Here is a 20,449-nt window from a genome sequence, read left to right on the forward strand (position 1 = left end):
AACTCCAGCAGAAGCGCTTGACGAGCTGCTGTCACGAATGAAAACACTTGGTGTTGCGACCACCGATTGAGCCCGCCCCCGGCCTTCCCTGCACGACGGTTGGAACGGCTTATACGTGGTCTCCCTGGTGCGCCGGGCTTGTTGGCCACCATCCCCACGCGAAGCGAAGCTTCGTCGTGAGTTGACACCAGCGTCGGGGTGTCGGGACCGCACGATTTCGCCGTGCGCAACGAACCGTTCGTCCGCGCGGCACGAGGCCACGCTGCGATTCGCTGCGCCCATCGCATCCCACCTCCCACGTCTCGTGACGGTCGCGACACGCCCCTCCGGCGGAAGCAGGACGGGAAGAGATATACACGGTTTCGGAAAAAATGAAAGAAGAAAATTCGGCAAACCAAAAAGTATGATCGATACGGGCTGCGGCGCGCCTTGAGGTCAGCCGGCCTGTTGTCGACGAGCCCCATCCGAGCGCGACGAAGTCCGGCGTTCGCCAGGCGCGCGTCGAGAGATGATTGGCCGAGTCAATGGGAGGAGAGTTTTCGCTACAGTCCGCAGACGTTAGACGGGGCGAGGGATGTGTGCGTGTCAGTGTGTCCGGCGCTGCTTCAGGACGAAGGCATCATCGATATAGTGCAGTTCTTGTCCATCGAACAGCCGCTCATCGTCCCGCGCGACGGCGAGCACGAACGCGAAGCCATCCTCCACGGTGATGTCGTCGATGATGTCGGCCCGATTGTCATAGAAGCCAATGACGACGCGGGATGTCGCGATATCTGGGTTCAAGTCGGCGTCGAGCCACATCACGGCCGGGATCACCTCGGGAAGTCCGTTCTGTCTCTTGAGCGCGTCGACCAGGGCCTCGATTCGACGTCTTGCGCTGGCTGCGATCGAGAATGCAATCTTCATGGTCGAAGCTTAGCCGTCGCTCAGGGCTGGGACAACCAACCTGGCTCGTTCGCTGTGACGTATCGAAATCGAGGAATACACGAATGCGTACGGTCTTTCTACTTTGGCACGCCCGCCCGTTCGATGATGACGAGAGGGAAGACAAGCTCGTCGGCGTCTACAGCAGCGCCGAAGAAGCCATTGCCGCCAAGATACGCAAGCTTCAGTTTCAAGGCTTTCGCGATTATCCTGATGGCTTCTTCGTCAGCGAATACGAAGTTGACAGGGATGCCTGGAGCGAAGGATTCACTGTACGGTAGGTTGGGATTATGCGCGCAAGACTGCCCCGTAGTTTCGCGGGCGTCACCGTTCGTGACATTTTGTAACGACGCCACATGCGGCCTTCTTTAAGCAACGCTTGCTGCTATCGTCTCACGACGATGGAGCTCTCGATGTTGCGTTCGATACCTGCTGTTTTGTTAGCTGCCGGCCTGTGGCTGCAGCAGCCCTTCTTTCTTTCACCTGCACTCGCAGGTCCCTTTCTGGCGCGGCTGCAGGCGCGCATGGCGGCGCGCGAGGCCGAGCGCCAAAGCGGGCCGGCCACCGAATATGCTTATGGCGCCGATCCGCTGCAGAAGCTCGACTTTTGGCAGGCGAGGGGAGGCAAGGCCGCGCCGCTGGTCGTGTTCGTACATGGCGGCGGATGGAAGCGCGGCGACAAGCGCAACGCGACAGGGGCCGCGAAGGTCGAGCACATGCTCGCGCAGGGTTACGCGTTTGCCTCGATCGACTATCGGCTGGTACCGGCCGCGACCGTCGAGCAGCAGGCGGCTGACGTCGCCGCGGCGCTCGCGTGGTTGCGCTCCAATGCCAAGCGTCTGGGCATCGACCCCGCGCGCATCGTGCTGATGGGGCACAGCGCCGGCGCGCATCTGGTGGCGTTGGTCGGGACTGATCCGCGCTACTTCACGGCGGCCGGGCTGTCGTTGCGGGACGTCAGCGGCATCATCGCGCTGGATGGCGCCTGCTACGACGTGGCGCGCCAGCTCGCCGACAGCGGCCGTTTCATGCTCGATACCTACATCCAGGCATTCGGCACCGACCCGGTGCGTCAGCGGGCGCTGTCGCCGACCCTCCAGGCCGCGAAGCCGAACGCGCCGGCGTTCCTGATCCTCCATGTCGACCGCGCCGACGGCAAGGCGCAGTCCGAGGCGCTCGGCGCCGCCCTGATGCAGGCGGGCACGCCGGCCGAAGTCCAGGGCGTCGGCGGCACCGGCCTGCGCGGCCACATGGAGATCAACCGTGAACTCGGCGATCCCAGCCATCCGGCGACCGCGATCGTCGACGCCTGGCTGCGCCGAAGGATCGGCGCCGAATGACGATCGGCGACTCGCCGCTGTCCGCAGGACTGCAGCGCCCACCGCACCTTCGTGTCGCGCCGGGGTCGCTGGCGTGACGCCAGGCAATGTGTCCGTATCGTGCGCGCCGCGCGGCGGATGGCATCAAGTTTTTCTGATCGCCGCGATCAGCGATTGCGATTGGCGATGCAGGATGTCGCTCTTTAGAAGGTTTCTAAATCTTTCTCAGGAGAGCCCAAGATGCATCGACCGAAGCTCCGCCATGGTCTGCGGCTGACAGCGACGGCCGCTGGCCTGGCCGGGGTTGCATCGCTGATCGCGATCGCCGCGCCGAGGGCGGAGACGCCGACACCCGCTCCGGCGCCGGCCTATCTGCCGACCGTCAGCGACCTGATGATCGCGACCATCCAGCCGCGCCATCTCAGGCTCTGGATCGCCGGCCATAGCGGCAACTGGGCGTTCAGCGCCTATGAGCTCGGCAATCTCAAGGGCGCGTTCAACCGCGTCAGCCGGGCGCAGCCACTGGTCGAGGGCAATTCGTTTGCCGACATGACGACGGCCGTGACGCAGCAGCCGTTCGACGAACTGGCGCAGGCCATCAAGCAGAAGGACATCGGCCGCTTCGAGCGCTCCTATGCCGACCTCACCGCCGCCTGCAACTCCTGCCACCAGGCGCTCAATCGCGCCGCCGTGGTCATCAAGGTGCCGCAGACCGCCAGCGTTGCCGACCAGGACTTCACGGCCGGCGCGGAGTGACAGCGGGCGGACGGTGAAGCAGGACCGGTCACGCGCCGTCCGGCGCTGCTGCCGGCCGGGGCCACGCGTGCGGATCAGCGAGGCGTGATCGACCCCTCGGTTTGTTGCGTGGGTTGATTCCAACCCGGAGAGACTTCCGGCCGCTCTTTGTTGGCAGGTGCCAACTCCGGGGGATGCGCTTTCTGGCATCGCAGATCGGCGAAGTGCTCACATCCTCTCGCCTATAGCTTCACAACGATCTTGCCGAAGTGCGAGCCGGACCGGAGAAGGGCGAACGCTTCGGGAGCGTCGTCAAAGTCGTAGACCCGATCGACGATCGGGTGGATCGCGTGTTCGGCCAGGAATCGATTCATGGCCGTGAAATGTTCGACCGAACCCACGGTGACGCCGATGATGTCGGCATTCTCCCACTGCAGGCGGGCGAGGTCGGGCTTGGGGCCGAACCCCGTCAAGACACCGATCTGGACGATCTTGCCACCCGAAGCGACCGACCGCAGCGATCGGTCGTAGGTGCCGGGGCCGCCGAGCTCGAGGACATGCGTGGCGCCTTCGCCGTCCGTCGCTTTCATCACGGCGACATCCCAATCGGGCGTGTCGCGGTAGTTGATCAGGATCGAGGCGCCGAGCGCCTGGGCGCGGGCGAGCTTCTCATCCGAGGACGAGATGACGATCGCGCGCGCGCCCAGCGCGGCCGCGAACTGAAGGCCGAACAGCGCGACGCCGCCGGTTCCCTGGACCAGCAGCGTGTCGGCCTTGCCCATTCCGCCACGGGTGATGAGGCCGTGCCAGGCCGTGACGCCGGCACAGGGCAAGGTCGCGGCTTCGATCGACGTGAGGTGCGCCGGCACGGGGACCAGCGCCGTCGCCGGCAGCACCACGTACTCCGCCAGCATGCCATCCATCGTGCTGCCGCCGAGGGCTGACGGAACATAGCTCGCCTTGAACGGCCCGGAAATCCAATCGCGAAAGAACGATGCGGCCACACGATCGCCCGGGCGCCATTGAACGACATCGGAGCCTACGGCATCAACGATGCCTGCGCCGTCAGAGAGCGGGACGCGGCGGTCGAAACCGCCTTCACCCGCTCGGTCGAGGATCAGGAGGTCGCGGTAGTTGAGACTTGCCGCCTCGACCCGAATGCGGACCTCGCCAGGGGCGGGTTCAGGTTTGATGACGTCGGTGCGCACCAGGCGACCCGCGCCCGCATGGCCATTCAAATGATAGGCTTTCATCGTTGCTCCCGTCACAAGGGGACTCCACTTGGATGAGCACGATCTGTAAGGTCTGACAGCGCTGTCAGGGTCAAGAGGTTTTCAGTGAAGATCGGCGAACTTTCCCGGAGGACGGGAGTCAGCATCCGGATGCTGCGTTACTACGAGGACGAAGGCTTGCTTGCGCCGCACCGAACCTCGTCCGGTTACCGCGACTACGGGCCGGCGGACGAGGAAGCCGTGCGCCGGATCAAACTGCTCGGCTCAGCCGGCATGACGCTCGAAACGATCAAGCAGTTGCTCCCCTGCGTGCGCAACAACCGTCCAGATTTCAGGCCTTGCGACAATTTGCGAAGAATACTGGCGCAGCAGGTCGGCCTCATCGATCAACGCATCGAGGCACTCAGCCAGAGCCGGACGATTCTCGCAGGCTTCATCTCGAGCGTGAACTGATCGCCGGATATCGAATGTCGACCGTGGGCGACGGATCGATCGAAGACGTCGACATTCACTCGCCTGCCCAGGGGGGACCCGCATGAAGCTCTATTCGTTCTGGCAGTCGCTGGCGAGCTTTCGCGTGCGCATCGCGCTCAACCTCAAGGGCATCGCCTATCAGCAGGTCGCGGTCGATGTCGACCGGCAGCAGCATCGCGACGAGGCCTATGCCGCGCTCAACCCGCAGATGGCGCTGCCGGCGCTGGTGCTCGACGACGGCACCGTGCTGACGCAGTCGCTGGCGATCCTCGAATATCTCGACGAAGCCTGTCCGGGCGCTGCGCTGCTGCCTGCCGATGCCAAGGGGCGCGCGCGGGTGAGGGCGCTGGCGGCGATGATCGCCTGCGATGCGCATCCGCTGACGACGCCGCGGGTGCAGCGCTATCTCACCGAGGTGCTGCACGTGGACGACGCGGCGCGCGCGGCCTGGCTCAGGCACTGGGCGTCGGAGATGCTGGTCGCGATCGAGGCCCAGCTTGCAGGCCATGTCGCGACCGGCCGGTTCTGCCATGGCGATGCGCCGACGATGGCCGACATCTGCCTCGCCGGCCACGCCGTCTTCGCGCGCAATAAAGGCCTCGACCTCGCCGCGACGCCGACGGTGCAGCGCGTCGTCGAGGCCGCGATGGCGCTGCCGGCGTTCGCGTCCGCCCATCCGCTGGCGCAACCCGACACGCCGGCGGCGCTGCGCCGCAAGCCGGCGGTGTCGTAGTCGACGCCACGACCATCGGCGCTATCGCGCCGGCTGGCCGCCGTCCCGCTTCATCCAGTCGCGGAACTGCTCGAACAGGACCCTGGTCTCGTCCTCGCTCATCCGCCGGCCGCCGGTCGGCGCCCGCGTGCTCATCCACTCGTCGAACTGCTGCTTGACGGCGGCGCCGTCGGCCTGCGGCGGGCGCGTGCTGGCCAGCAGCTCCTCCGCGGCGCGGAAGCGGGTCCAGCCGGGCAGCGAGGAGGCGAGGTTGATCTCGTTCCATTTCGGATGGAACGGCGGCTGCTTGAACTGGTCGAACCGCTTGAACAGATAGTCGACGAAGCGCGCGACGCGGCGGTAGCGCTCGGTCTCCGGCGGCCAGTTGTAGACCGCCAGCACCTGCGGCACGCCGATGGTCTCGACGCTCTCGCCGGGCTTGAGCAGATTGGGGTAGTCCTGCGAGGTCAGCTTGGTCGGCACGTAGTAGTCCTGCAGGCTGCGCGCAAACGGAATCGGAAGGAAGTGGAAGCCCGGCTCGGGCTTGAACTTGGCGAACAGGTCGGTCGGCTTGCCCGTGACGTGGACAACGCCGGCGATCTCGCCACTGCGCATCTTCTCCAGCGCCACCGAATTGTTGATGAACACCTTTTCCGCGCCGATCTTGAGCCGGTCGAACACGATGCCGCCGGTGAGGTTGGCGGCGCTGCCCACGGTGTTGAAGGAGACCTTCTTGCCGGCGAGATCCTCCAGCGTCCTGATCTCCGGGCGGACGTAGACATGCATCTCGTTGATGTAGAACGAGCAGATGTAGCGGATCCGGTTCTTGATGTTGGCGAGCGTGCCGTTGCGGACGAACTCGTCGAGCACGTCCGCCGAGGTGATGGTGACGTCGACGCCGCGCAGATACAGCAGGTCCTCGATGTTGCCGAGCGCGCCGTAGGTCACCATCGGCAGCACGCGCAGGTTCGGGCGGTCGTCGAGCACCTTGGCCATCTCGGCGGCAAAACGGATGTTGGTGCCTTCGAGCAGGCCGCCGGCGACGCCGACCGTCCATTCGTTGGACTCCTGCAGCTTGCCGCCTTCGCCGGCCGCAGCGGCCGTTGCCGCCGCCGGCCTTCCGGTCCGCGCCGTCTGTGCCATGGCCGGCAGCAACGGTGCCGCCAGACTCAATCCCGCCGCAACGACGCAACTCAACAACGCGACCCGCATGCCCCAAATTCCTCCGTTGCCGGCCACACGGCGATCGTGAGGCGCGGCCGATTTTCGCGCATTATCTCCTTGGTTGAGGAATGAGGTCTACTACTCGCCGGTTGGGCGCAACCGGAGCTGCTGCGAGGCGCATCCTCGCCACCAAAAAGCCATGGGCTTGATTGCGCCTTGGTGTGGACGGAGAAACGCCGTGGTATCAGTCCGAGAGTCGCGCGAGATTGCACGCGGCCAAAATGGCATAGCGGAAATCGATGCAGCTTGCGGTTGCAGGGGGGCGGTCGAAGCCGGACGTTCGTGCGATCGGTCGTCGAGGGCTGCTGCGAGATCGAGGCCTTGGCACGGCGCGATCAGGCGCCGGCCTTGCTTCCCTTGGCGCAATAGTCCCGCCAGAACTGCCGATAGCCGGCTTCGACGCAGCGCGTGTAGTTGGCGACGTCGCCAGCCGCCGAGCGCGCGACCAGGCCGGGCAGTTCGGGCCGCAGCTTCACCAGCAGCTCGGGCCGCGCGGCAAAGCTCTTGGCGATCCGGATGTAGCCGTCATCATCGCCTGCGACCCAGTCGGCGAGGCCGGCCGCGGTCAGGATGCCGCCGGCGGCGCGCGAGGCCGCGCCGGCGCCGAGCTTGGCGACGACCGGCACGCCCATGTAGAGCGATTCGAACGTCGAGATGCCGCCGTTCTGCGGGAACGGGTCGAGCGAGATGTCGATGCGCTCGTAGGACTTGAGATGCTCGACGCGCTCGCTGGCGCCGAGGCAGAGGATGCGCGCCTCGGGCACGCCGTGTGCGACGAAGCGGGCGAGCAGCCCGTCGCGCACCGCGGGATCGTTCAGCGCGAGATGCTTGACGACGAGCTTCGCGTCAGGGATCTCGGCGAGCAGCCGCGCCCACAGCGCGATCGCCGCGTCGGAGATCTTGTCGATGCGGTTGTAGACGCCGAAGGTGACGTGGCCGTTCGTCAGCATCGGCAGCGGCGACGGCGGAACGTCGAGCACCGGATCGATCGTGATCACCGAGGGCAGGTCGTGGACGTGCTCGGCGAACAGCGGCCGGACGCTCTCGGGCACCGTGACCGGATCGGCGAAGAAGTAGTCCATGGTGGCAAGGCCCGTGCCGGTGCCGCTGCCCCAGGCCGTGACCTGGATCGGCGCCGGCTTGCGCGCGAACACCGGCATGCGCGTGCCCGTGGTGTAGCCGGAGAGATCGACCAGGATGTCGACGCCGTCGGCCTGGATGCGGTCGGCGAGCTCGTCGTCGGACAGGCTCGAGGCCTCGACCCAGACGTCGGCGATCGATTGGAACGTCGCGGTGTAGGAATCGTGCCGCGGCGAGGTCGAGTAGCAGTTGACCTGGACCTGCGTCTTGTCGTGGCCGCGCAGCACGGGCAGGAAGGCGAAGGCCGCCGAATGCATGCGGAAGTCGGCCGAGACGTAGCCGACGACGATGCGCCGGTCGGGATCGAGCGAACGTGGCGCAAGCTTGCGGCGCGGGAATCTGGAGCCGACCGCCATCCACCAATATTGCCGCGCCGCCTGCTGGACCGCGAAGTCGGCGCCGGGCAGGAAATCGAGATAGAAGATCTTCTTGGTGATCGCCTCGTCATAGTCCGGCTGCACCGCGAGCGCCTGGTCGAACTGGGCGATGGCGCCTGCGACGTCGCCGAGCCGGCCGCGACAGGCGCCGAGCAAAGTGAGCGCGACCTGCGCCTTCGGATTGGTGTCGAGCACGCGCTTGCAGGCGGCCATCGCCTGCGCGACGTTGCCGTTGAGGATGCAGATCTGCGCCTTGCCCTGCCATCCCAGTTGCAGATTGGGATCGAGCGTCACGGCGGCGTCGAAATCGGCTTCGGCTTCCGCCGTGCGTCCGGAGATCATGTAGAGCCGGCCGCGATGCGCCCGCAGCTCGGCGTGGGCCGGGCGTGCCGCCAGTGCCGCATTGAAGGTCGCTTCCGCCAGCTCGAAATGGTGCAGCTCGAGATGGGCGAGGCCCTTGTTGACCGTGGCCTCGAAATGGTTCGGGTTGAAGGCCAGCGCGCGCTCGGCGCTGGCGGCAGCGGCGTCCCACCGCCGCAGCATCAGCTCGGCGACGCTGCGATTGCACCAGGCATCGACGTCGTCCGGCTTGAGCTCGAGGGCACGGGTCGCGGCCGCGAGCGAGGCCTCGCCCTGTCCGAGCCGCAGCAGCGCGATTGCGAGGTTGCGCAAGGTGATCGGCGCATTCGGGCGCAGCGCCAGCGATCGCTCCAGCGCGGCGCGCGCCTCCTCGTAGCGCTCGCAATTGATCAGCGCCCAGCCGAGATTGGACTGCGCGTCGGCGGAATTCGGCTCCATCGCGACGGCCTGCGTCAGGAAGGCGGTGGCCTCGGCGAAGCGCGCCGATGACACCAGCGACACGCCGAGCAGATGCATGGCATCGAAGCAGCCGGGGACCTCCTGCAGCAGCTTCGCGCACAGCGCCTGCGCCTCCGCCTGGCGTCCGGCCTGGAAGGCCTTGTACGCCGTCGTCAGCTGCGTCTCGACGAGCTTCTTCTGCTTCTTTTCCTGCCGCGCCTTCTGGAAGGCGCGCGAACCGACGGTGCTCAAGGACTTGGGTCTCCGGACAGACAGGACGGCATGGCGTCGGACGCCGCAGCGGCGCGCTGCGGCCGGCAACCGGGCCGCCGCCATGCCCGGCGGCAGCAAAGCCCAGGATGTCCTGTGGTCGTCCGGTCGCCGGCCACGCGCAGCGCGACGCGGCGAAGCTTGCCCGCGCCATGGTTAGCAAATGGTTAACGGGAGGACGGAGGGAACTTGTCGCGCCCGCGAATGCCCAGGGAGCGACGGGGCAGTTCGCGCAGGGCGGATCAGCGCCGCGTGATCCGCCAGCTGCGGATGTCACGCCGACGATAGGGCGCCTCCTTGGCTCGGCACAGCCTTCCGGCACAACATTGCAGCGCTCACTCCGCGCAGCCGTCGACCAGCACCAACCGGCTCGACGTGGTGCGGTGACGGATCGCGAACAGGTCCTGGATCTCGGGATCACCAAGGAAGTCGGTGGCGTTCTGGCGCGACGGGAATTCCAGGATCACGATGCGCTCTGGCGTCCAGCCGCCTTCGACCGGCGTGGGCACTGCGCCCTGGACGATGTAGCGGCCGCCATGCCTCGCGATGAAGGCGGGGATCCGTTCGATGTAGACCTTGAACGCCGCGAAGTCGTGAACGGCGAGATCGAGGACGAGATAGGCTTTCATGGCATGCTCCGCGCAGGGAGCCGCGATCATACGATCCGAACTTGGAATGCAAACCCATCCGGCCGCCGGTTCGTGGCCTGATCCATCCGCACGTCATTCCGGGCTCGCGCTGTCCGGCGACGTCGTCGCCGCGCGCGCCCCGGAATGGCGGTGGAGAAGGGGACGGCTCGAAACGCTGCCGCCTACTTGCCCTTCTCGATCTTGGTCACCGTGTAGCCGGAGGCGTCCTCGACCGCCTCGAACTTCACCTTGTCGCCGGCCTTGAGGCCTTTCAGCAGCGCAGCGTCCTTGACGCGGTAGACCATGGTCATGGCCCCGTCCATGCCAAGACTCTTGGCCGGGCCGTGGTGGAGGGTGATCTTGGCGTTGGCCTCATCGACCTTCTTGACGTCGCCGCTGATGGCCTCGGCGGCGAGGGCAGGGGTCGCGAGAGCGAGAACCAACGCGGCGGCGGTCGTGAGCTGAGAGAACGACTTCATGATGTGTTTCCTTCTACTGGTGAACTCATGGCGAGGCGTAGGGCGGATGACGCGGCGATGATCCGCCCTACGCGTTGTCAGGACGGCTTCATCCGTCACTTCACGGCAACGTGGCCGGTCATGCCGAACTCGCGATGATCTGGGATCAGGCAGGAGTATTCGAACGTGCCGGGCTTGGTGAACCGCCACAGCAGCTCGGCGGTCTTGTTCGGCGCGAGCCGGGCGCCGTTGGGCTCGTCGTGCTCCATATGCGGGTGCTTCTTCATGACCGCGGCGTGCTTCAGGTTCTCGGCCTTGGTGGCGAGCAGGAACTCGTGATCCTCCTTGCCGGTGTTGCGCAGCACGAAGCGGATCTGCTCGCCGCGCTTCACCTCGATGCGCGCCGGCGTGAACTCCATCTCGCTCAGCAGCACCTCGATGGTGCGTGACGGCTGTTTGGGATCACCCGGCTCGCCGGCGGAATAGCCGCGCGATCCGTGCTGCTCATGGCCACGGGCCGGTGCGACGATCAGAGCGGCCGCCGCCATTGCGCTGATCGCGAATGCAGTCTTCATGGATATCTCCTGATGGTGGTCGTCGGTTGATGCGGTGTTTGGTGAATTCAGCGCTGGGTGCGGACCTGCGTCGGTGCGCCGTCGCTTCGCCGCACCGGCTCCGGCGCGCTTGCGACCTCGTAGGCCACGGTGCCCTTGGGGAACTGATACGGGCCGGGATCGCGGTAGTCGTCGCGGGCGAGGCCCTCGCGCACCTTCACGGTCGTGAACATGCCGCCCATCTCGATCGGCCCGAACTGGCCGCTGCCGGTCATCATCGGCAGCGTGTTGTCGGGGGCCGGCATCTCCATGTTGCCCATCGCCATGCCGGTGTTGCCCATCACCATGCCGTCGGGCGCGAGCTTGCCGACGGCGGCGGCCAGCTCCTTGCGCGGCACGCCGATCAGGTTGCGCATGTCGTGGCCCATCGCATTCATCGTGTGATGCGACTTGTGGCAATGGAACGCCCAGTCGCCGGGGTTGTCGGCGGTGAAGTCGAGCACGCGCACCGCGCCGACCGGCACGTCGGTCGTGGTCTCCGGGAATTGCGCCGTTTCGGGAAGCCAGCCGCCGTCGGTGCCGATCACCTTGAACTTGTGGCCGTGGAGGTGGATCGGATGGTTGGTCATGGTGAGATTGCCGATGCGGATGCGGACGCGATCGCCGAGCCGCACCGGCAAGGAATCGATGCCGGGAAACACCCGCGCATTCCAGGTCCACATGTTGAAGTCGGTCATCTCGTTGACCTTCGGCAGATAGCTGCCGGGCTCGATGCGGTAGGTCGACATCACGAATACGAAGTCGCGGTCGACCGGCGGCGGCAGGTTGTCGCGCGGATGCACGACGATCATGCCCATCATGCCCATCGCCATCTGCACCATCTCGTCGGCGTGCGGGTGATACATGAAGGTGCCGGCATGCTTCATCTCGAACTCGTAGACGAAGGTCTTGCCCGGCTTGATGTGCGGCTGCGTCAGGCCGCCGACGCCGTCCATGCCACAGGGCAGGATCACGCCATGCCAATGTACGGTGGTATATTCCGGCAATTTGTTGGTGACGAAGATGCGGAGCCTGTCGCCCTCGACCGCCTCGATGGTCGGGCCCGGCGATTGGCCGTTGTAGCCCCACAGATGCGTGGTCATGCCGGGCGCGAACTCGCGTGTGACCGGCTCGGCGACGAGATGGAATTCCTTCCAGTCGCCGTTCATGCGGAACGGCAGCGACCAGCCGTTGAGCGTGACCACCGGCTGATAGTCCGGGCCGGCGCTGGGATGCAGCGGCGGCTGCATCACGGTCTTGTCCATGGTCGGCGCCTCCGGAATGGAGGCAGCCTGGACGCGGCCGGAGACGGCGGAGGCGCCGGCCAGCGCCGCGGAGCCGAGCAGGGTTCGGCGGGACAACATGTTGGCTCTCCTCTCAGTCGTTGCTTGGCGCGAGCGCGCTCGCGGTCTGCTGTGCGCTGTCTTCGCCGCTCGCGACTCCGCCGTTGACGGCGGCCGACAGCTCGGCCTCGGCGAGGAAGAAGTCTCTGACGGCGTCGATCGCGGCGCGGCGCGAGGCCAGGCGCTGCCGCGCCTCGAGCAGCAGCGCGAAGATGTCGACCTGCATGCTGGAATAGCGCAGCTGCATCTCCTCGCTGATGATCCGGCGCAGCGGCAGCACCTCGCGTGCGTAATGGCCGGCGATGTCGAAGGCCGCGCGGTAGCTGCGATAGGCGTCGCGCGCCTCGGAGCGGACGGTGACGGCGCGCTCGGTCAGGCGGTTGAAGGCGATGTTGTAGGTCTCGGCCGCCTGCCGCACGCGGACCTCGCCGCCGTCGAAGATCGGGATCTGGAACTGCACGTCGTAGCCGCGTTCGCGGATGACGCGGCCGTCGGGCTCGACGGTCTTGCGGTCGAGGCCGGCGAGATCGAGCAACGTGACGAAGCGCGTCGCCTCGCTGAGCTGCAGCGCGGTGGCGAGCGCCGTGAGCTCGAGGCGGGCGACCTGCAGATCGATGCGATGGCCGACGGCATCGGCCTCGACGAAGGGCTGGCTCAGCGGGCGGCGCGGCAGCGCCGGCAACCGATCGGGCAGACGGAAATTCAGATCGTCGCCCCACAGGCCCATCAGACGGATCAGCCGCTCGCGGGCGCTTCCTGCGGCACGGCGGGCGGTGGCGAGCTCGGCCGTGGTCTCGGCATAGAACACCTGCTCGCGCGCCTGATCGAGCCGGTTGAGCGCGCCGGTCTCGCCGAGCTTCGAGGCGAGCTTCGCGGTCGCCTCCGCGGCCGATTGCGCCTCGACGAGAAGGCCGACCAGCTCGTTGGCGGCGACGGCGCGCACATGCGCGCGGCGGACCTCGGCGGCGAGCCGCAGTGTCGCCAGCGCGGCCTTCAATTGGGCCTGGCGAAACCGCTCGCGCGCGATCTCCGAGCGCAGCGGCAAGGTGGCGAGCGCCAGGATGTCGCCGGCGACCTGACGCTCGGCCTCCAGCGCGCCGTCGCCGCTGATGCGCATGAGGGAGAAGGTCGGGTTGGGCGGCAGGCTGGCCTCCACCATGTCCGCCTCGCTGAGCGCGAGGGCGTTGTAGGCGGCCTGCAGGCCCTTGTTGTTGAACAGCGCGACCTGCACGGCGGCATCGGCCGACAAGGGCCGGGCGAGCAGCCGGCGCGTCGCAGCGCGGACGCGCTCAGCGTCGTCATCGCCTCTCACCGAGGCGACCTCCTTGCCGGTGATGTGGCCGGCGATGTCCGCGACGGCGCTCATGCCGCCGTCCGCCGAGAACGAGGCACAGCCTGCGAGCGCAAGTGCTGCGGCGAGCGCCGCGAGCCTGATGGTCCCCTGCATGTGGCGCTCCTTAGCGGCTCGGCTCAGGGCGCGGTGCGCCGGGGTCGGCGCGCTGGCCCCATGCGGCCGGCGCGGCCGGGCGCAGCGGCGTGTAGGGTCCGACGACGCCCGACATGCGCACGGGCGCAGCGTTCGCCGCCGGATCGGCCGGATCAGCCCCGGCTAACGCGACCGTGCGCGGCTGGCAGGCGGCGAGGCTCGTCGCGGCAAGCAGCGTCAATGCGCCGGCGACGACGGAGAATGGCAGGCTGCGCCGCGCCGGACATGCGGCAGCGGGCGTCGCCCTGGATTGCGACAACATGAGGTATCCTTGGTCTGATGAAACGCGAGCGGCCGCGCGTCGTTTGCGCGCGAAGCCGGGATCGTTCGCTCAGGCCAGGACGATGGGGGGACGGTACAGGCGCGGCGGCGTGCGGCCGGGCAGGCCTTCGTCGCGCGCAACGACGCCGGTGGCAGCGAGGCGGGCGGGGAGGGCGACTGCCGGCAGCGTGGCGGCCAGGCCCACGGCGCACATCATGGCGCAGCACGGACCCGGCATCTTGCCATGATCGTGGTGCGACGGTGCGGGAGCTGGAGCGTGCATTCCGGCGTCGGCGACAGGATGAGCATGATGATGGGCGTGCGCCGCAATTGTCTGCGGCATCGCCGTCATGACCATCTCGTGGCGAGCCGCGTCGTGAGGCGAGACCACGGCGCCAACGACGGTCTCGTCGAGACAGGGCGCCGCCCCCGCGCCGAGCGCGAGCGCCACGCCGGGGCTGACCACGCAGACGAGGTAAGCAAGGACGAGCAGCCGTCCTGCCACCATCAGCATCTTCCGTGTCAGTCCCAACGACATGCGCGGCCAATCACTCCAATCCGGCGCGCAACCTAATGATAAAGCGTTGCGCCGCCAAGAGGGCCGAACCGTGATCGTGCAGATCCCTCCTGTTGCGCTGCTTCTGCATGCCCATTGCCGCAGCAATGTGGCTTGACCTGATGCGGTGCGGCAACGAAGTTGCTGAAATCGTGCACGGACCCAATACAAGATTCGAGCAAGCGCCTCATTTCATTCCGGACTCGCGCCAGGCCTGGGCGCGGCTGGCGCTTGCGCTCGTCATCGGTTCCATCGGCGGCGCGGGGATGTGGACCGTCGTCGTCGTTCTGCCGGTCGTGCAGGCCGAGTTCGCCGCCAGCCGCGGCGCGGTCTCGCTGGCCTACACGCTGACGATGTTCGGCTTCGGCCTCGGCGGCGTCATCGTCGGCCGGATCACCGACCGCTTCGGCATCGTCACCGCAATGGCGCTCAGCATCGCGACGACGGCCGCGGCCTATCTGCTCGCCGGCGCCTCGGTGACGCTGTGGCAGTTTCAGGCGGTGTATTTCCTGGTCGGGCTCGGCTCGTCCGTCACCTTCGCGCCGCTGATGGCGGAGGCGTCGCACTGGTTCGTGCGCTATCGCGGCCTCGCCGTCACCATCGTCGCCTCCGGCAACTACGTCGCCGGCACGGTATGGCCGCCGCTGGTGAATTGGGGCGTGCAGCAGATCGGCTGGCGCGCCAGCCATGTCGCGCTCGGTGTGTTCTGCGCGGTGACGATGAGCGCGCTGCTCCTGGTGTTGCGCGCCCGCATGGATGGCGCCGGCGCGCAGAATCATGCCAGCGCGGCGCCGCCGCAACTGGAGCTGCCGATCTCCACCAATGCGCTGACGGTGCTGCTCAGCGTCGCCGCGATCGCCTGCTGCGTGGCGATGGCGATGCCGCAGGTGCACATCGTCGCCTATTGCGGCGATCTCGGCTACGGCGTCGCCATCGGCGCGCAGATGCTGTCCTTGATGATGGCGCTCGGCATCGTCAGCCGGATCGGCTCCGGCTTTCTCGCCGATCGCATCGGCGGCGTCAGAACCTTGCTGATCGGCTCGCTGGCGCAGGGTTTTGCGCTGCTGTTCTATCTGTTCTTCGACGGCCTGACGTCGCTCTATCTGATATCGGGCATGTTCGGCCTGTTCCAGGGCGGCATCGTACCGAGCTATGCGATCATCGTGCGTGAGGCGATGCCGGCGCGCGAGGCCGCCACCCGAGTCGGCATCATCATCTTCGCCTCGGTGTTCGGCATGTCGTTCGGCGGCTGGGTCTCGGGCGTCATCTTCGACGCCACGGGGTCCTATTCGGCGGCCTTCGCCAACGGCATCGCGTGGAATGGCCTGAACTTGGCCATCGTCGTGACGCTGCTGATCCTGGCACGACGGCAACACCGGCTGGCAGCCTGAAACAAGAGGCGTTGCACGAGAGCCACAGCCGGAGCCCAATATCCGGCTTATATGCACGTCGTCATACAAAATCCCGGCGGCCGCCGCAAATCGATCGAATCACGTCACGCAACTATGGAACTCGATCGGAGCCGATCGCGGCCATTTGGCCTCGGGCGCGCTCCGCATCGCGAGGTTGGTTGTCGCGAGGTCTCAGCCGAGGCCGCGGTCGCCCGTCGCATGCCTGACGCAGGCAGGCCTCGAGGTGAATGCTCCGGACGGGTCGAGAACGCTGCGGCGGCATCGCGATGGTGCAGGAGGCCGTTGCGCTATGTCCATCGTCACGAAGGCAGCTTCGCAAGTCGCGCTCGCCGCGCTCGCAGCCGGACTCATGCTGAGCCAGGCATCGGCGCAGGCCTGGCCGCAGCTGCAACAACAACCGCCGCAGCCGCCGCGCCCGGCAGCGACCCGCTCCATCATCGTGCCCGTCGCCCCGGCCGCCCGGCCGAACGGCGCGCCCGTGATCCCCGCGCCGCCACGTCCCGCCGGCCTGCCGGCGTCGCTGTCGCCCGCGCCCGGTAGCGGGCCGGACGTGTGGCGGCTGCCCAACCCGACCGACGTCAACGACGGCACCGTCACCATCATCACCGCGCCGGCCGGCGGCGCCACCTCCGTGTTCGGCTCGGACATGGCACGCGTGCTCGATGATCAGACCAACGTCCGCGTGCTGCCGGTGCTCGGCAAGGGACCGGTGCGCAACGTCTCGGATATTCTGTTCCTGAAGAGCATCGACATGGGCGCGGTCGCCGCCGACGTGCCCGAATTCTATCGCCTGCAATACGGCATTCCCGACATCACCTCGCAGCTCCGCTACATCGCGCGGCTCTATCACAACGAGATCCATGTCATCGCGCGCTCCTCGATCCGCTCGATCTTCGATCTCAACGGCAAGCGCGTCATCGCGCCGACCGATGTCGGCTTCTATTCCGCGCGCGTGATCTTCAACCGGCTCGGCCTGACGGCGTCGTTCGACTACGCGACCGATGACGCCAAATCGATCCAGAAGCTGATCGATGGCGACGCCGACGCCTACATCGTCTCCACCGGCAAGGTGTTCCAGCTCGCCCGCAACATCAGGAACGACAACCGCGCGCTGCACCTGGTGACGATCCCCTACGACCGCCGGCTGCAGGACCTCTATCTGCCGACGACATTGTCCTCCGAGGAATATCCGAACCTGCTCAACCCCGGCGAGACGATCGAGACGGTGGCGATCGGCATGCTGCTCGTCAGCTACAATTGGCCGGAGAATACCGAGCGCTACCGAAAGGTGGCGCGCTTCGTCGAGGCGTTCTTCGCCAACTACGACGAGTTCATGAAGCCGCCGCGGCATCCGAAATGGCGGGAGTCGAGCATCGTCGCCGCGATCCCGAACTGGAAGCGGTTCAAGGCTGCGGAAGAGTGGCTGCTGGCGCACAACATGGTGCCGCGGCCGCAGGTCGCCGACGTGCGCCAGACCCAGTTCGAGAGCTTCGTGCGCCAGAGCGGGGGACAGCTGTCGAACGATCCGGCTGAGCGCAGCGCCCTGTTCCGCCAGTTCCTGCAATGGCGCCAGCAGCATGGCGGGCCGCCGACGCCGTCGCGCTGAGCTGTCAGCTCGCGGTTGTCTACTTCGCGAGCTCTTTCGAACGCGCCGTGGCCGCCGCGACCGCCTTGGTCAGCAGCGGCTGGAAGCCGTCGGCTCCCATCAGCATCGACAGCGCCGCCGCGGTGGTGCCGCCCGGCGAGGTGACGTTCTGGCGCAGGGTGGCGGACGGCAGGTCCGATTGGCGCAGCAGCTCGCCGGCGCCCGACACGGTGTGGCGCGCGAGCTTCGTCGCCAGGGACTCGGGCAGGCCGGCGGCGACGCCGGCGCGGGCGAGCTCCTCGGCGAGCAGGAACACATAGGCGGGCCCCGAGCCGGACACGGCAGTCACCGCGTCCATCAGCGCCTCCTCGTCGACCCATTCCACCGCGCCGGTGGCACGCAGCAGCGCGTCCGTCAGCCCCCGCTGCGCGGCGCTGACGTTGCCGGCCGGCACGGCCACGGTGATGCCCCGGCCGATCGCGGCGGGCGTATTCGGCATCGCGCGCACGACCGCGCCGCCGATCGTTTGCTGCAGGCCGGCGATCGTCGTCCCCGCCATGATCGACAGCACCAGCGTCGCGTCGCCGACCCACGGCTTCAAGGCGGGGCCGGCGTCGGGGAACATCTGCGGCTTGACGGCAACGATGACGACCTCGGCCGGCGCGGTCGCCGTCGGATTGAGGCGGACGCCTCGGGCCTTTAGCGCCGTGATCTCGGCCGACGGCATCGGCTCGATCACGACCACGCGCGCGGGATCGAGCCCGCCGGCCAGCCACCCGGTCAGCATTGCCCCGCCCATCTTGCCGGCGCCGGCCAGCACGATGGTGCCGGTGAGCTGATGAAGCAGGTTGTTGTCCGCTGATGTCACGACGCACTCCGCTGTCGTCCCTGCGAAAGCAGGGACCCATAACCACCGGCGGTTCTAGTGGAGCAGGGGCAGAGCGACAAGTGTCGCGCGCCACACGGACATCACGCGGTATGGGTCCCTGCGTGCGCAGGGACGACACCGCGTGTCAGGAAGCGGCGGCGGCTACGCCTCGCCCTCTGTATCGAACAGCGCCGCCGCCATGGCCTCCTGGGTCGACTTGCCGGCCCAGACCACGAACTGGAAGGCCGGGAAATAGCGCTCGCAGGCGTGGATGGCGCCCGCCAGCATGCTCTCGCATTGCAGTCCCGACGCGGTGATCCCGCCGGGCAGCACCAGGGCCTGGCGGTGCATCACCATGCCGGTGTGGGTCCAGATGTCGAAATGACCGAGCCAGAGCTGCTCGTTGATCGCGGCGATCAGCCGCTGCACCTCGGCGCGGCGCGCCTCGGGAATCTTCATGTCGAAGGCACAGGCCAGATGCAGCGCCTCGATCTCCGCCATCCAGGTGAAGGAAAGCTGATAGTCGGTCCACTGGCCCTTGGAGGCGATCGTGATCTCGTCCTCGCCGGAGCGCTCGAACATCCAATTGTTGTCGGCCGCAATGGTCTCGACCACGCTCAGCGGATGATCTGCGGAATCGATAGTGCTTTCGAGCAGGGACATGCCGTCTCGACCTCGTCTTCTTGATCTCGTTGGTACATACGCGGCGACCCGGCCCACGCCCTCTCGGCGCTTCGCGACCCGGCTTGCAGTCCCGGAGGTACCCCGAGGCGTGCGAGGACAAACTGATGTGATTTGCGGAATCTGCGCAACGGGGGGGCGAGTCCGTCCACAGCCAAACACCGCTTCGTCCACAACTCCTGTCCGGCCTGTGGAATCATCGGCGAACGAGAACAAAACGGAATCGGACTCGCCGCAGCCGCTCGGTCTGAGGTGATTTGGCCGCGGGAACGACCGTGAGCGTCTGCATGGCCGCCCGTCGCGGACCGCGGGCGTGAGGCCTTGCCGCAGCCGCCGACCGCCTGCATAGTTCATTCAGGCCGTCCATCCGGGCGGCCGATGTTCTCAGGGCGGGGTGAAATTCCCCACCGGCGGTAAGCGTTCTCGGTCGAGCGCGAGCCCGCGAGCGCCTTCTCGGCAAGGCACGGTCTGGAGAATTCTGTTCTCCGGAACGCGTCGCGCAGAGAAGGGTCAGCAGATTCGGTGCGATTCCGAAGCCGACGGTCACAGTCCGGATGAAAGAGAACGGGTCCCGGCACCCCGCGCAATCCCGCGTGGGGGCGTCGTCGTTCCGTGTGCCCTGATTCTGGTCTCTGACGAGGACAACCATGAATCAGATGTTGCAAGACGCGCCTACTGATACGCCCACCGACACCATCGCTGTAGGAACGTCGCCGCCGGCGGATACGCCGGTCGCGTTACCGCCCGACGAGTCGCCACCGGCGCCGTCGCATCCGCGCTTCAGCAAGCCGCAGCGCGTCGCCTTCGTGCAATCGGCCTGGCATCGCGACGTCGTCGCCGAATGCCGTCTGGCCTTTCTCGACGAGATCGAGGCGCGCCACATCCCGCGCGATCGTGTCGACATCTTCGAGGTGCCAGGCTCGTTCGAGATCCCGCTGCATGCGCAGCTCCTGGCCAAGACGCGGCGCTATACCGCGATCGTCGCGGCCGGCCTCGTCGTCGACGGCGGCATCTACCGCCACGAATTCGTCGCCGACACCGTCATCAAGGCGCTGATGGACGTGCAATTGCGCACCGAGGTGCCGGTGTTCTCCGCGGTGCTGACGCCGCAGCAATTCCACGAGACGCAGGCGCATTTCGAGTTCTTCCGCAAGCATTTTGCGACCAAGGGCATCGAGGTGGCGACCGCCTGCGCCGAGACGCTGCTGAGCCTGGAGCGGCTGCGCAGCCAGGTCGCGGCGGGGATTATCTGAGGCGGACGGTGCGTGGCCGGTCACGGCCGGCCACACATGCTTCAGTGTCGGGAGCCGAGGTCTCACCGCGACGGCGGCCTGCTCCCCTCCCCCTTGCGGGGAGGGGTTGGGGGTGGGGG

The 20,449-nt window shown here is 67.1% G+C and carries 21 protein-coding genes and 1 riboswitch; of the genes, 8 read left to right on the forward strand and 13 right to left on the reverse strand.

The window, feature by feature from the left end:
* Positions 1–585: 585 nt before the first annotated feature.
* Complete coding sequence (locus QW887_RS05145; protein WP_315714041.1) at positions 586–906, reverse strand: hypothetical protein; 321 nt, start codon at positions 904–906, stop codon at positions 586–588.
* 83 nt (positions 907–989) lie between these two features.
* Between QW887_RS05145 and QW887_RS05150 the strand changes: the two genes are divergently transcribed.
* The 3 genes from QW887_RS05150 to QW887_RS05160 all read left to right on the forward strand — a co-directional run bounded on the left by QW887_RS05150 (position 990) and on the right by QW887_RS05160 (position 2,999).
* Positions 990–1,205, forward strand: coding sequence for a hypothetical protein (locus QW887_RS05150; RefSeq protein WP_315714042.1), 216 nt, complete (start codon positions 990–992; stop codon positions 1,203–1,205).
* 132 nt (positions 1,206–1,337) lie between these two features.
* Positions 1,338–2,264, forward strand: coding sequence for an alpha/beta hydrolase (locus QW887_RS05155; protein ID WP_315714043.1), 927 nt, complete (start codon positions 1,338–1,340; stop codon positions 2,262–2,264).
* A 219-nt stretch (positions 2,265–2,483) separates the two neighbouring features.
* Entirely contained in the window at positions 2,484–2,999 is a 516-nt protein-coding gene (locus tag QW887_RS05160; RefSeq protein ID WP_315826151.1) for a cytochrome family protein, read from the forward strand.
* A 221-nt stretch (positions 3,000–3,220) separates the two neighbouring features.
* Here the strand turns inward: QW887_RS05160 and QW887_RS05165 are convergent, their stop codons facing one another.
* Positions 3,221–4,231 carry an NAD(P)-dependent alcohol dehydrogenase gene (locus QW887_RS05165; protein WP_315826152.1) on the reverse strand — a complete coding sequence of 337 codons (1,011 nt, stop codon included), beginning with the start codon at positions 4,229–4,231 and terminating at the stop codon, positions 3,221–3,223.
* Positions 4,232–4,315: 84 nt separating this feature from the next.
* On the opposite strand from QW887_RS05165, the gene QW887_RS05170 reads away from it, so the two are divergent.
* Positions 4,316–4,663, forward strand: a complete 348-nt coding sequence (locus QW887_RS05170) for a MerR family transcriptional regulator (RefSeq protein ID WP_315714045.1) — start codon at positions 4,316–4,318, stop codon at positions 4,661–4,663.
* An 82-nt stretch (positions 4,664–4,745) separates the two neighbouring features.
* Complete coding sequence (maiA, locus tag QW887_RS05175) at positions 4,746–5,417, forward strand: maleylacetoacetate isomerase (RefSeq protein ID WP_315752695.1); 672 nt, start codon at positions 4,746–4,748, stop codon at positions 5,415–5,417.
* 21 nt (positions 5,418–5,438) lie between these two features.
* On the opposite strand, the gene QW887_RS05180 is transcribed toward maiA, so the two are convergent.
* The 9 genes from QW887_RS05180 to QW887_RS05220 all read right to left on the reverse strand — a co-directional run bounded on the left by QW887_RS05180 (position 5,439) and on the right by QW887_RS05220 (position 14,489).
* The gene (locus QW887_RS05180; RefSeq protein ID WP_315752696.1) at positions 5,439–6,608 is read right to left on the reverse strand and encodes a TAXI family TRAP transporter solute-binding subunit; all 1,170 of its coding nucleotides are present in this window, start codon (positions 6,606–6,608) and stop codon (positions 5,439–5,441) included.
* 347 nt (positions 6,609–6,955) lie between these two features.
* A complete protein-coding gene (locus QW887_RS05185) occupies positions 6,956–9,187 on the reverse strand; it encodes a tetratricopeptide repeat protein (protein WP_316186710.1) in 2,232 nt (743 codons plus the stop codon).
* A gap of 353 nt (positions 9,188–9,540) precedes the next feature.
* Positions 9,541–9,834 (reverse strand): DUF1330 domain-containing protein, encoded by a 294-nt coding sequence (locus QW887_RS05190; RefSeq protein ID WP_316175454.1) that lies wholly within the window; start codon positions 9,832–9,834, stop codon positions 9,541–9,543.
* A gap of 182 nt (positions 9,835–10,016) precedes the next feature.
* A complete protein-coding gene (locus QW887_RS05195) occupies positions 10,017–10,313 on the reverse strand; it encodes a copper-binding protein (RefSeq protein ID WP_316175455.1) in 297 nt (98 codons plus the stop codon).
* 95 nt (positions 10,314–10,408) lie between these two features.
* Complete coding sequence (locus tag QW887_RS05200) at positions 10,409–10,867, reverse strand: cupredoxin family protein (RefSeq protein WP_315752700.1); 459 nt, start codon at positions 10,865–10,867, stop codon at positions 10,409–10,411.
* Between the two features lie 47 nt (positions 10,868–10,914).
* On the reverse strand, positions 10,915–12,249 hold the full coding sequence (locus QW887_RS05205; RefSeq protein WP_316194237.1) for a copper oxidase: 1,335 nt from the start codon (positions 12,247–12,249) through the stop codon (positions 10,915–10,917).
* A 13-nt stretch (positions 12,250–12,262) separates the two neighbouring features.
* Positions 12,263–13,675 (reverse strand): TolC family protein, encoded by a 1,413-nt coding sequence (locus tag QW887_RS05210; RefSeq protein WP_316194238.1) that lies wholly within the window; start codon positions 13,673–13,675, stop codon positions 12,263–12,265.
* A 10-nt stretch (positions 13,676–13,685) separates the two neighbouring features.
* Positions 13,686–13,976 (reverse strand): hypothetical protein, encoded by a 291-nt coding sequence (locus tag QW887_RS05215; protein WP_316175459.1) that lies wholly within the window; start codon positions 13,974–13,976, stop codon positions 13,686–13,688.
* Positions 13,977–14,045: 69 nt separating this feature from the next.
* Complete coding sequence (locus QW887_RS05220) at positions 14,046–14,489, reverse strand: hypothetical protein (RefSeq protein ID WP_316175460.1); 444 nt, start codon at positions 14,487–14,489, stop codon at positions 14,046–14,048.
* A gap of 194 nt (positions 14,490–14,683) precedes the next feature.
* Between QW887_RS05220 and QW887_RS05225 the strand changes: the two genes are divergently transcribed.
* Positions 14,684–15,922, forward strand: coding sequence for an MFS transporter (locus tag QW887_RS05225; RefSeq protein ID WP_315714056.1), 1,239 nt, complete (start codon positions 14,684–14,686; stop codon positions 15,920–15,922).
* A gap of 310 nt (positions 15,923–16,232) precedes the next feature.
* Positions 16,233–17,549, forward strand: coding sequence for a TAXI family TRAP transporter solute-binding subunit (locus QW887_RS05230; RefSeq protein ID WP_315714057.1), 1,317 nt, complete (start codon positions 16,233–16,235; stop codon positions 17,547–17,549).
* Between the two features lie 19 nt (positions 17,550–17,568).
* Here the strand turns inward: QW887_RS05230 and proC are convergent, their stop codons facing one another.
* Together proC and QW887_RS05240 are read right to left on the reverse strand one after the other, a co-directional pair.
* Positions 17,569–18,396: a pyrroline-5-carboxylate reductase gene (proC, locus tag QW887_RS05235; protein WP_316194239.1), complete on the reverse strand. Its 828-nt coding sequence runs from the start codon at positions 18,394–18,396 to the stop codon at positions 17,569–17,571.
* A gap of 162 nt (positions 18,397–18,558) precedes the next feature.
* Positions 18,559–19,059: a YbjN domain-containing protein gene (locus QW887_RS05240; protein ID WP_315714059.1), complete on the reverse strand. Its 501-nt coding sequence runs from the start codon at positions 19,057–19,059 to the stop codon at positions 18,559–18,561.
* Positions 19,060–19,453: 394 nt separating this feature from the next.
* A riboswitch (FMN riboswitch) is annotated at positions 19,454–19,647 on the forward strand.
* Between the two features lie 77 nt (positions 19,648–19,724).
* Between QW887_RS05240 and QW887_RS05245 the strand changes: the two genes are divergently transcribed.
* Positions 19,725–20,330 carry a 6,7-dimethyl-8-ribityllumazine synthase gene (locus QW887_RS05245; protein WP_315826167.1) on the forward strand — a complete coding sequence of 202 codons (606 nt, stop codon included), beginning with the start codon at positions 19,725–19,727 and terminating at the stop codon, positions 20,328–20,330.
* Positions 20,331–20,449: the final 119 nt, after the last annotated feature.

It is taken from the genome of Bradyrhizobium sp. SZCCHNRI3052 (assembly GCF_032484895.1).
Taxonomy (GTDB): domain Bacteria; phylum Pseudomonadota; class Alphaproteobacteria; order Rhizobiales; family Xanthobacteraceae; genus Bradyrhizobium.

Bases quoted from the DNA above. Each gene is read 5' to 3' on its own strand.
- QW887_RS05240 (WP_315714059.1), bottom strand. From the start codon at position 19,059: ATGTCCCTGCTCGAAAGCACTATCGATTCCGCAGATCATCCGCTGAGC.
- QW887_RS05145 (WP_315714041.1), bottom strand. From the start codon at position 906: ATGAAGATTGCATTCTCGATCGCAGCCAGCGCAAGACGTCGAATCGAG.
- QW887_RS05215 (WP_316175459.1), bottom strand. From the start codon at position 13,976: ATGTTGTCGCAATCCAGGGCGACGCCCGCTGCCGCATGTCCGGCGCGG.
- QW887_RS05150 (WP_315714042.1), top strand. From the start codon at position 990: ATGCGTACGGTCTTTCTACTTTGGCACGCCCGCCCGTTCGATGATGAC.
- QW887_RS05205 (WP_316194237.1), bottom strand. From the start codon at position 12,249: ATGTTGTCCCGCCGAACCCTGCTCGGCTCCGCGGCGCTGGCCGGCGCC.
- QW887_RS05220 (WP_316175460.1), bottom strand. From the start codon at position 14,489: ATGCTGATGGTGGCAGGACGGCTGCTCGTCCTTGCTTACCTCGTCTGC.
- QW887_RS05165 (WP_315826152.1), bottom strand. From the start codon at position 4,231: ATGAAAGCCTATCATTTGAATGGCCATGCGGGCGCGGGTCGCCTGGTG.
- QW887_RS05195 (WP_316175455.1), bottom strand. From the start codon at position 10,313: ATGAAGTCGTTCTCTCAGCTCACGACCGCCGCCGCGTTGGTTCTCGCT.
- QW887_RS05200 (WP_315752700.1), bottom strand. From the start codon at position 10,867: ATGAAGACTGCATTCGCGATCAGCGCAATGGCGGCGGCCGCTCTGATC.
- maiA (WP_315752695.1), top strand. From the start codon at position 4,746: ATGAAGCTCTATTCGTTCTGGCAGTCGCTGGCGAGCTTTCGCGTGCGC.
- QW887_RS05155 (WP_315714043.1), top strand. From the start codon at position 1,338: ATGTTGCGTTCGATACCTGCTGTTTTGTTAGCTGCCGGCCTGTGGCTG.
- QW887_RS05180 (WP_315752696.1), bottom strand. From the start codon at position 6,608: ATGCGGGTCGCGTTGTTGAGTTGCGTCGTTGCGGCGGGATTGAGTCTG.
- QW887_RS05190 (WP_316175454.1), bottom strand. From the start codon at position 9,834: ATGAAAGCCTATCTCGTCCTCGATCTCGCCGTTCACGACTTCGCGGCG.
- QW887_RS05245 (WP_315826167.1), top strand. From the start codon at position 19,725: ATGAATCAGATGTTGCAAGACGCGCCTACTGATACGCCCACCGACACC.
- QW887_RS05210 (WP_316194238.1), bottom strand. From the start codon at position 13,675: ATGCAGGGGACCATCAGGCTCGCGGCGCTCGCCGCAGCACTTGCGCTC.
- QW887_RS05160 (WP_315826151.1), top strand. From the start codon at position 2,484: ATGCATCGACCGAAGCTCCGCCATGGTCTGCGGCTGACAGCGACGGCC.
- QW887_RS05230 (WP_315714057.1), top strand. From the start codon at position 16,233: ATGTCCATCGTCACGAAGGCAGCTTCGCAAGTCGCGCTCGCCGCGCTC.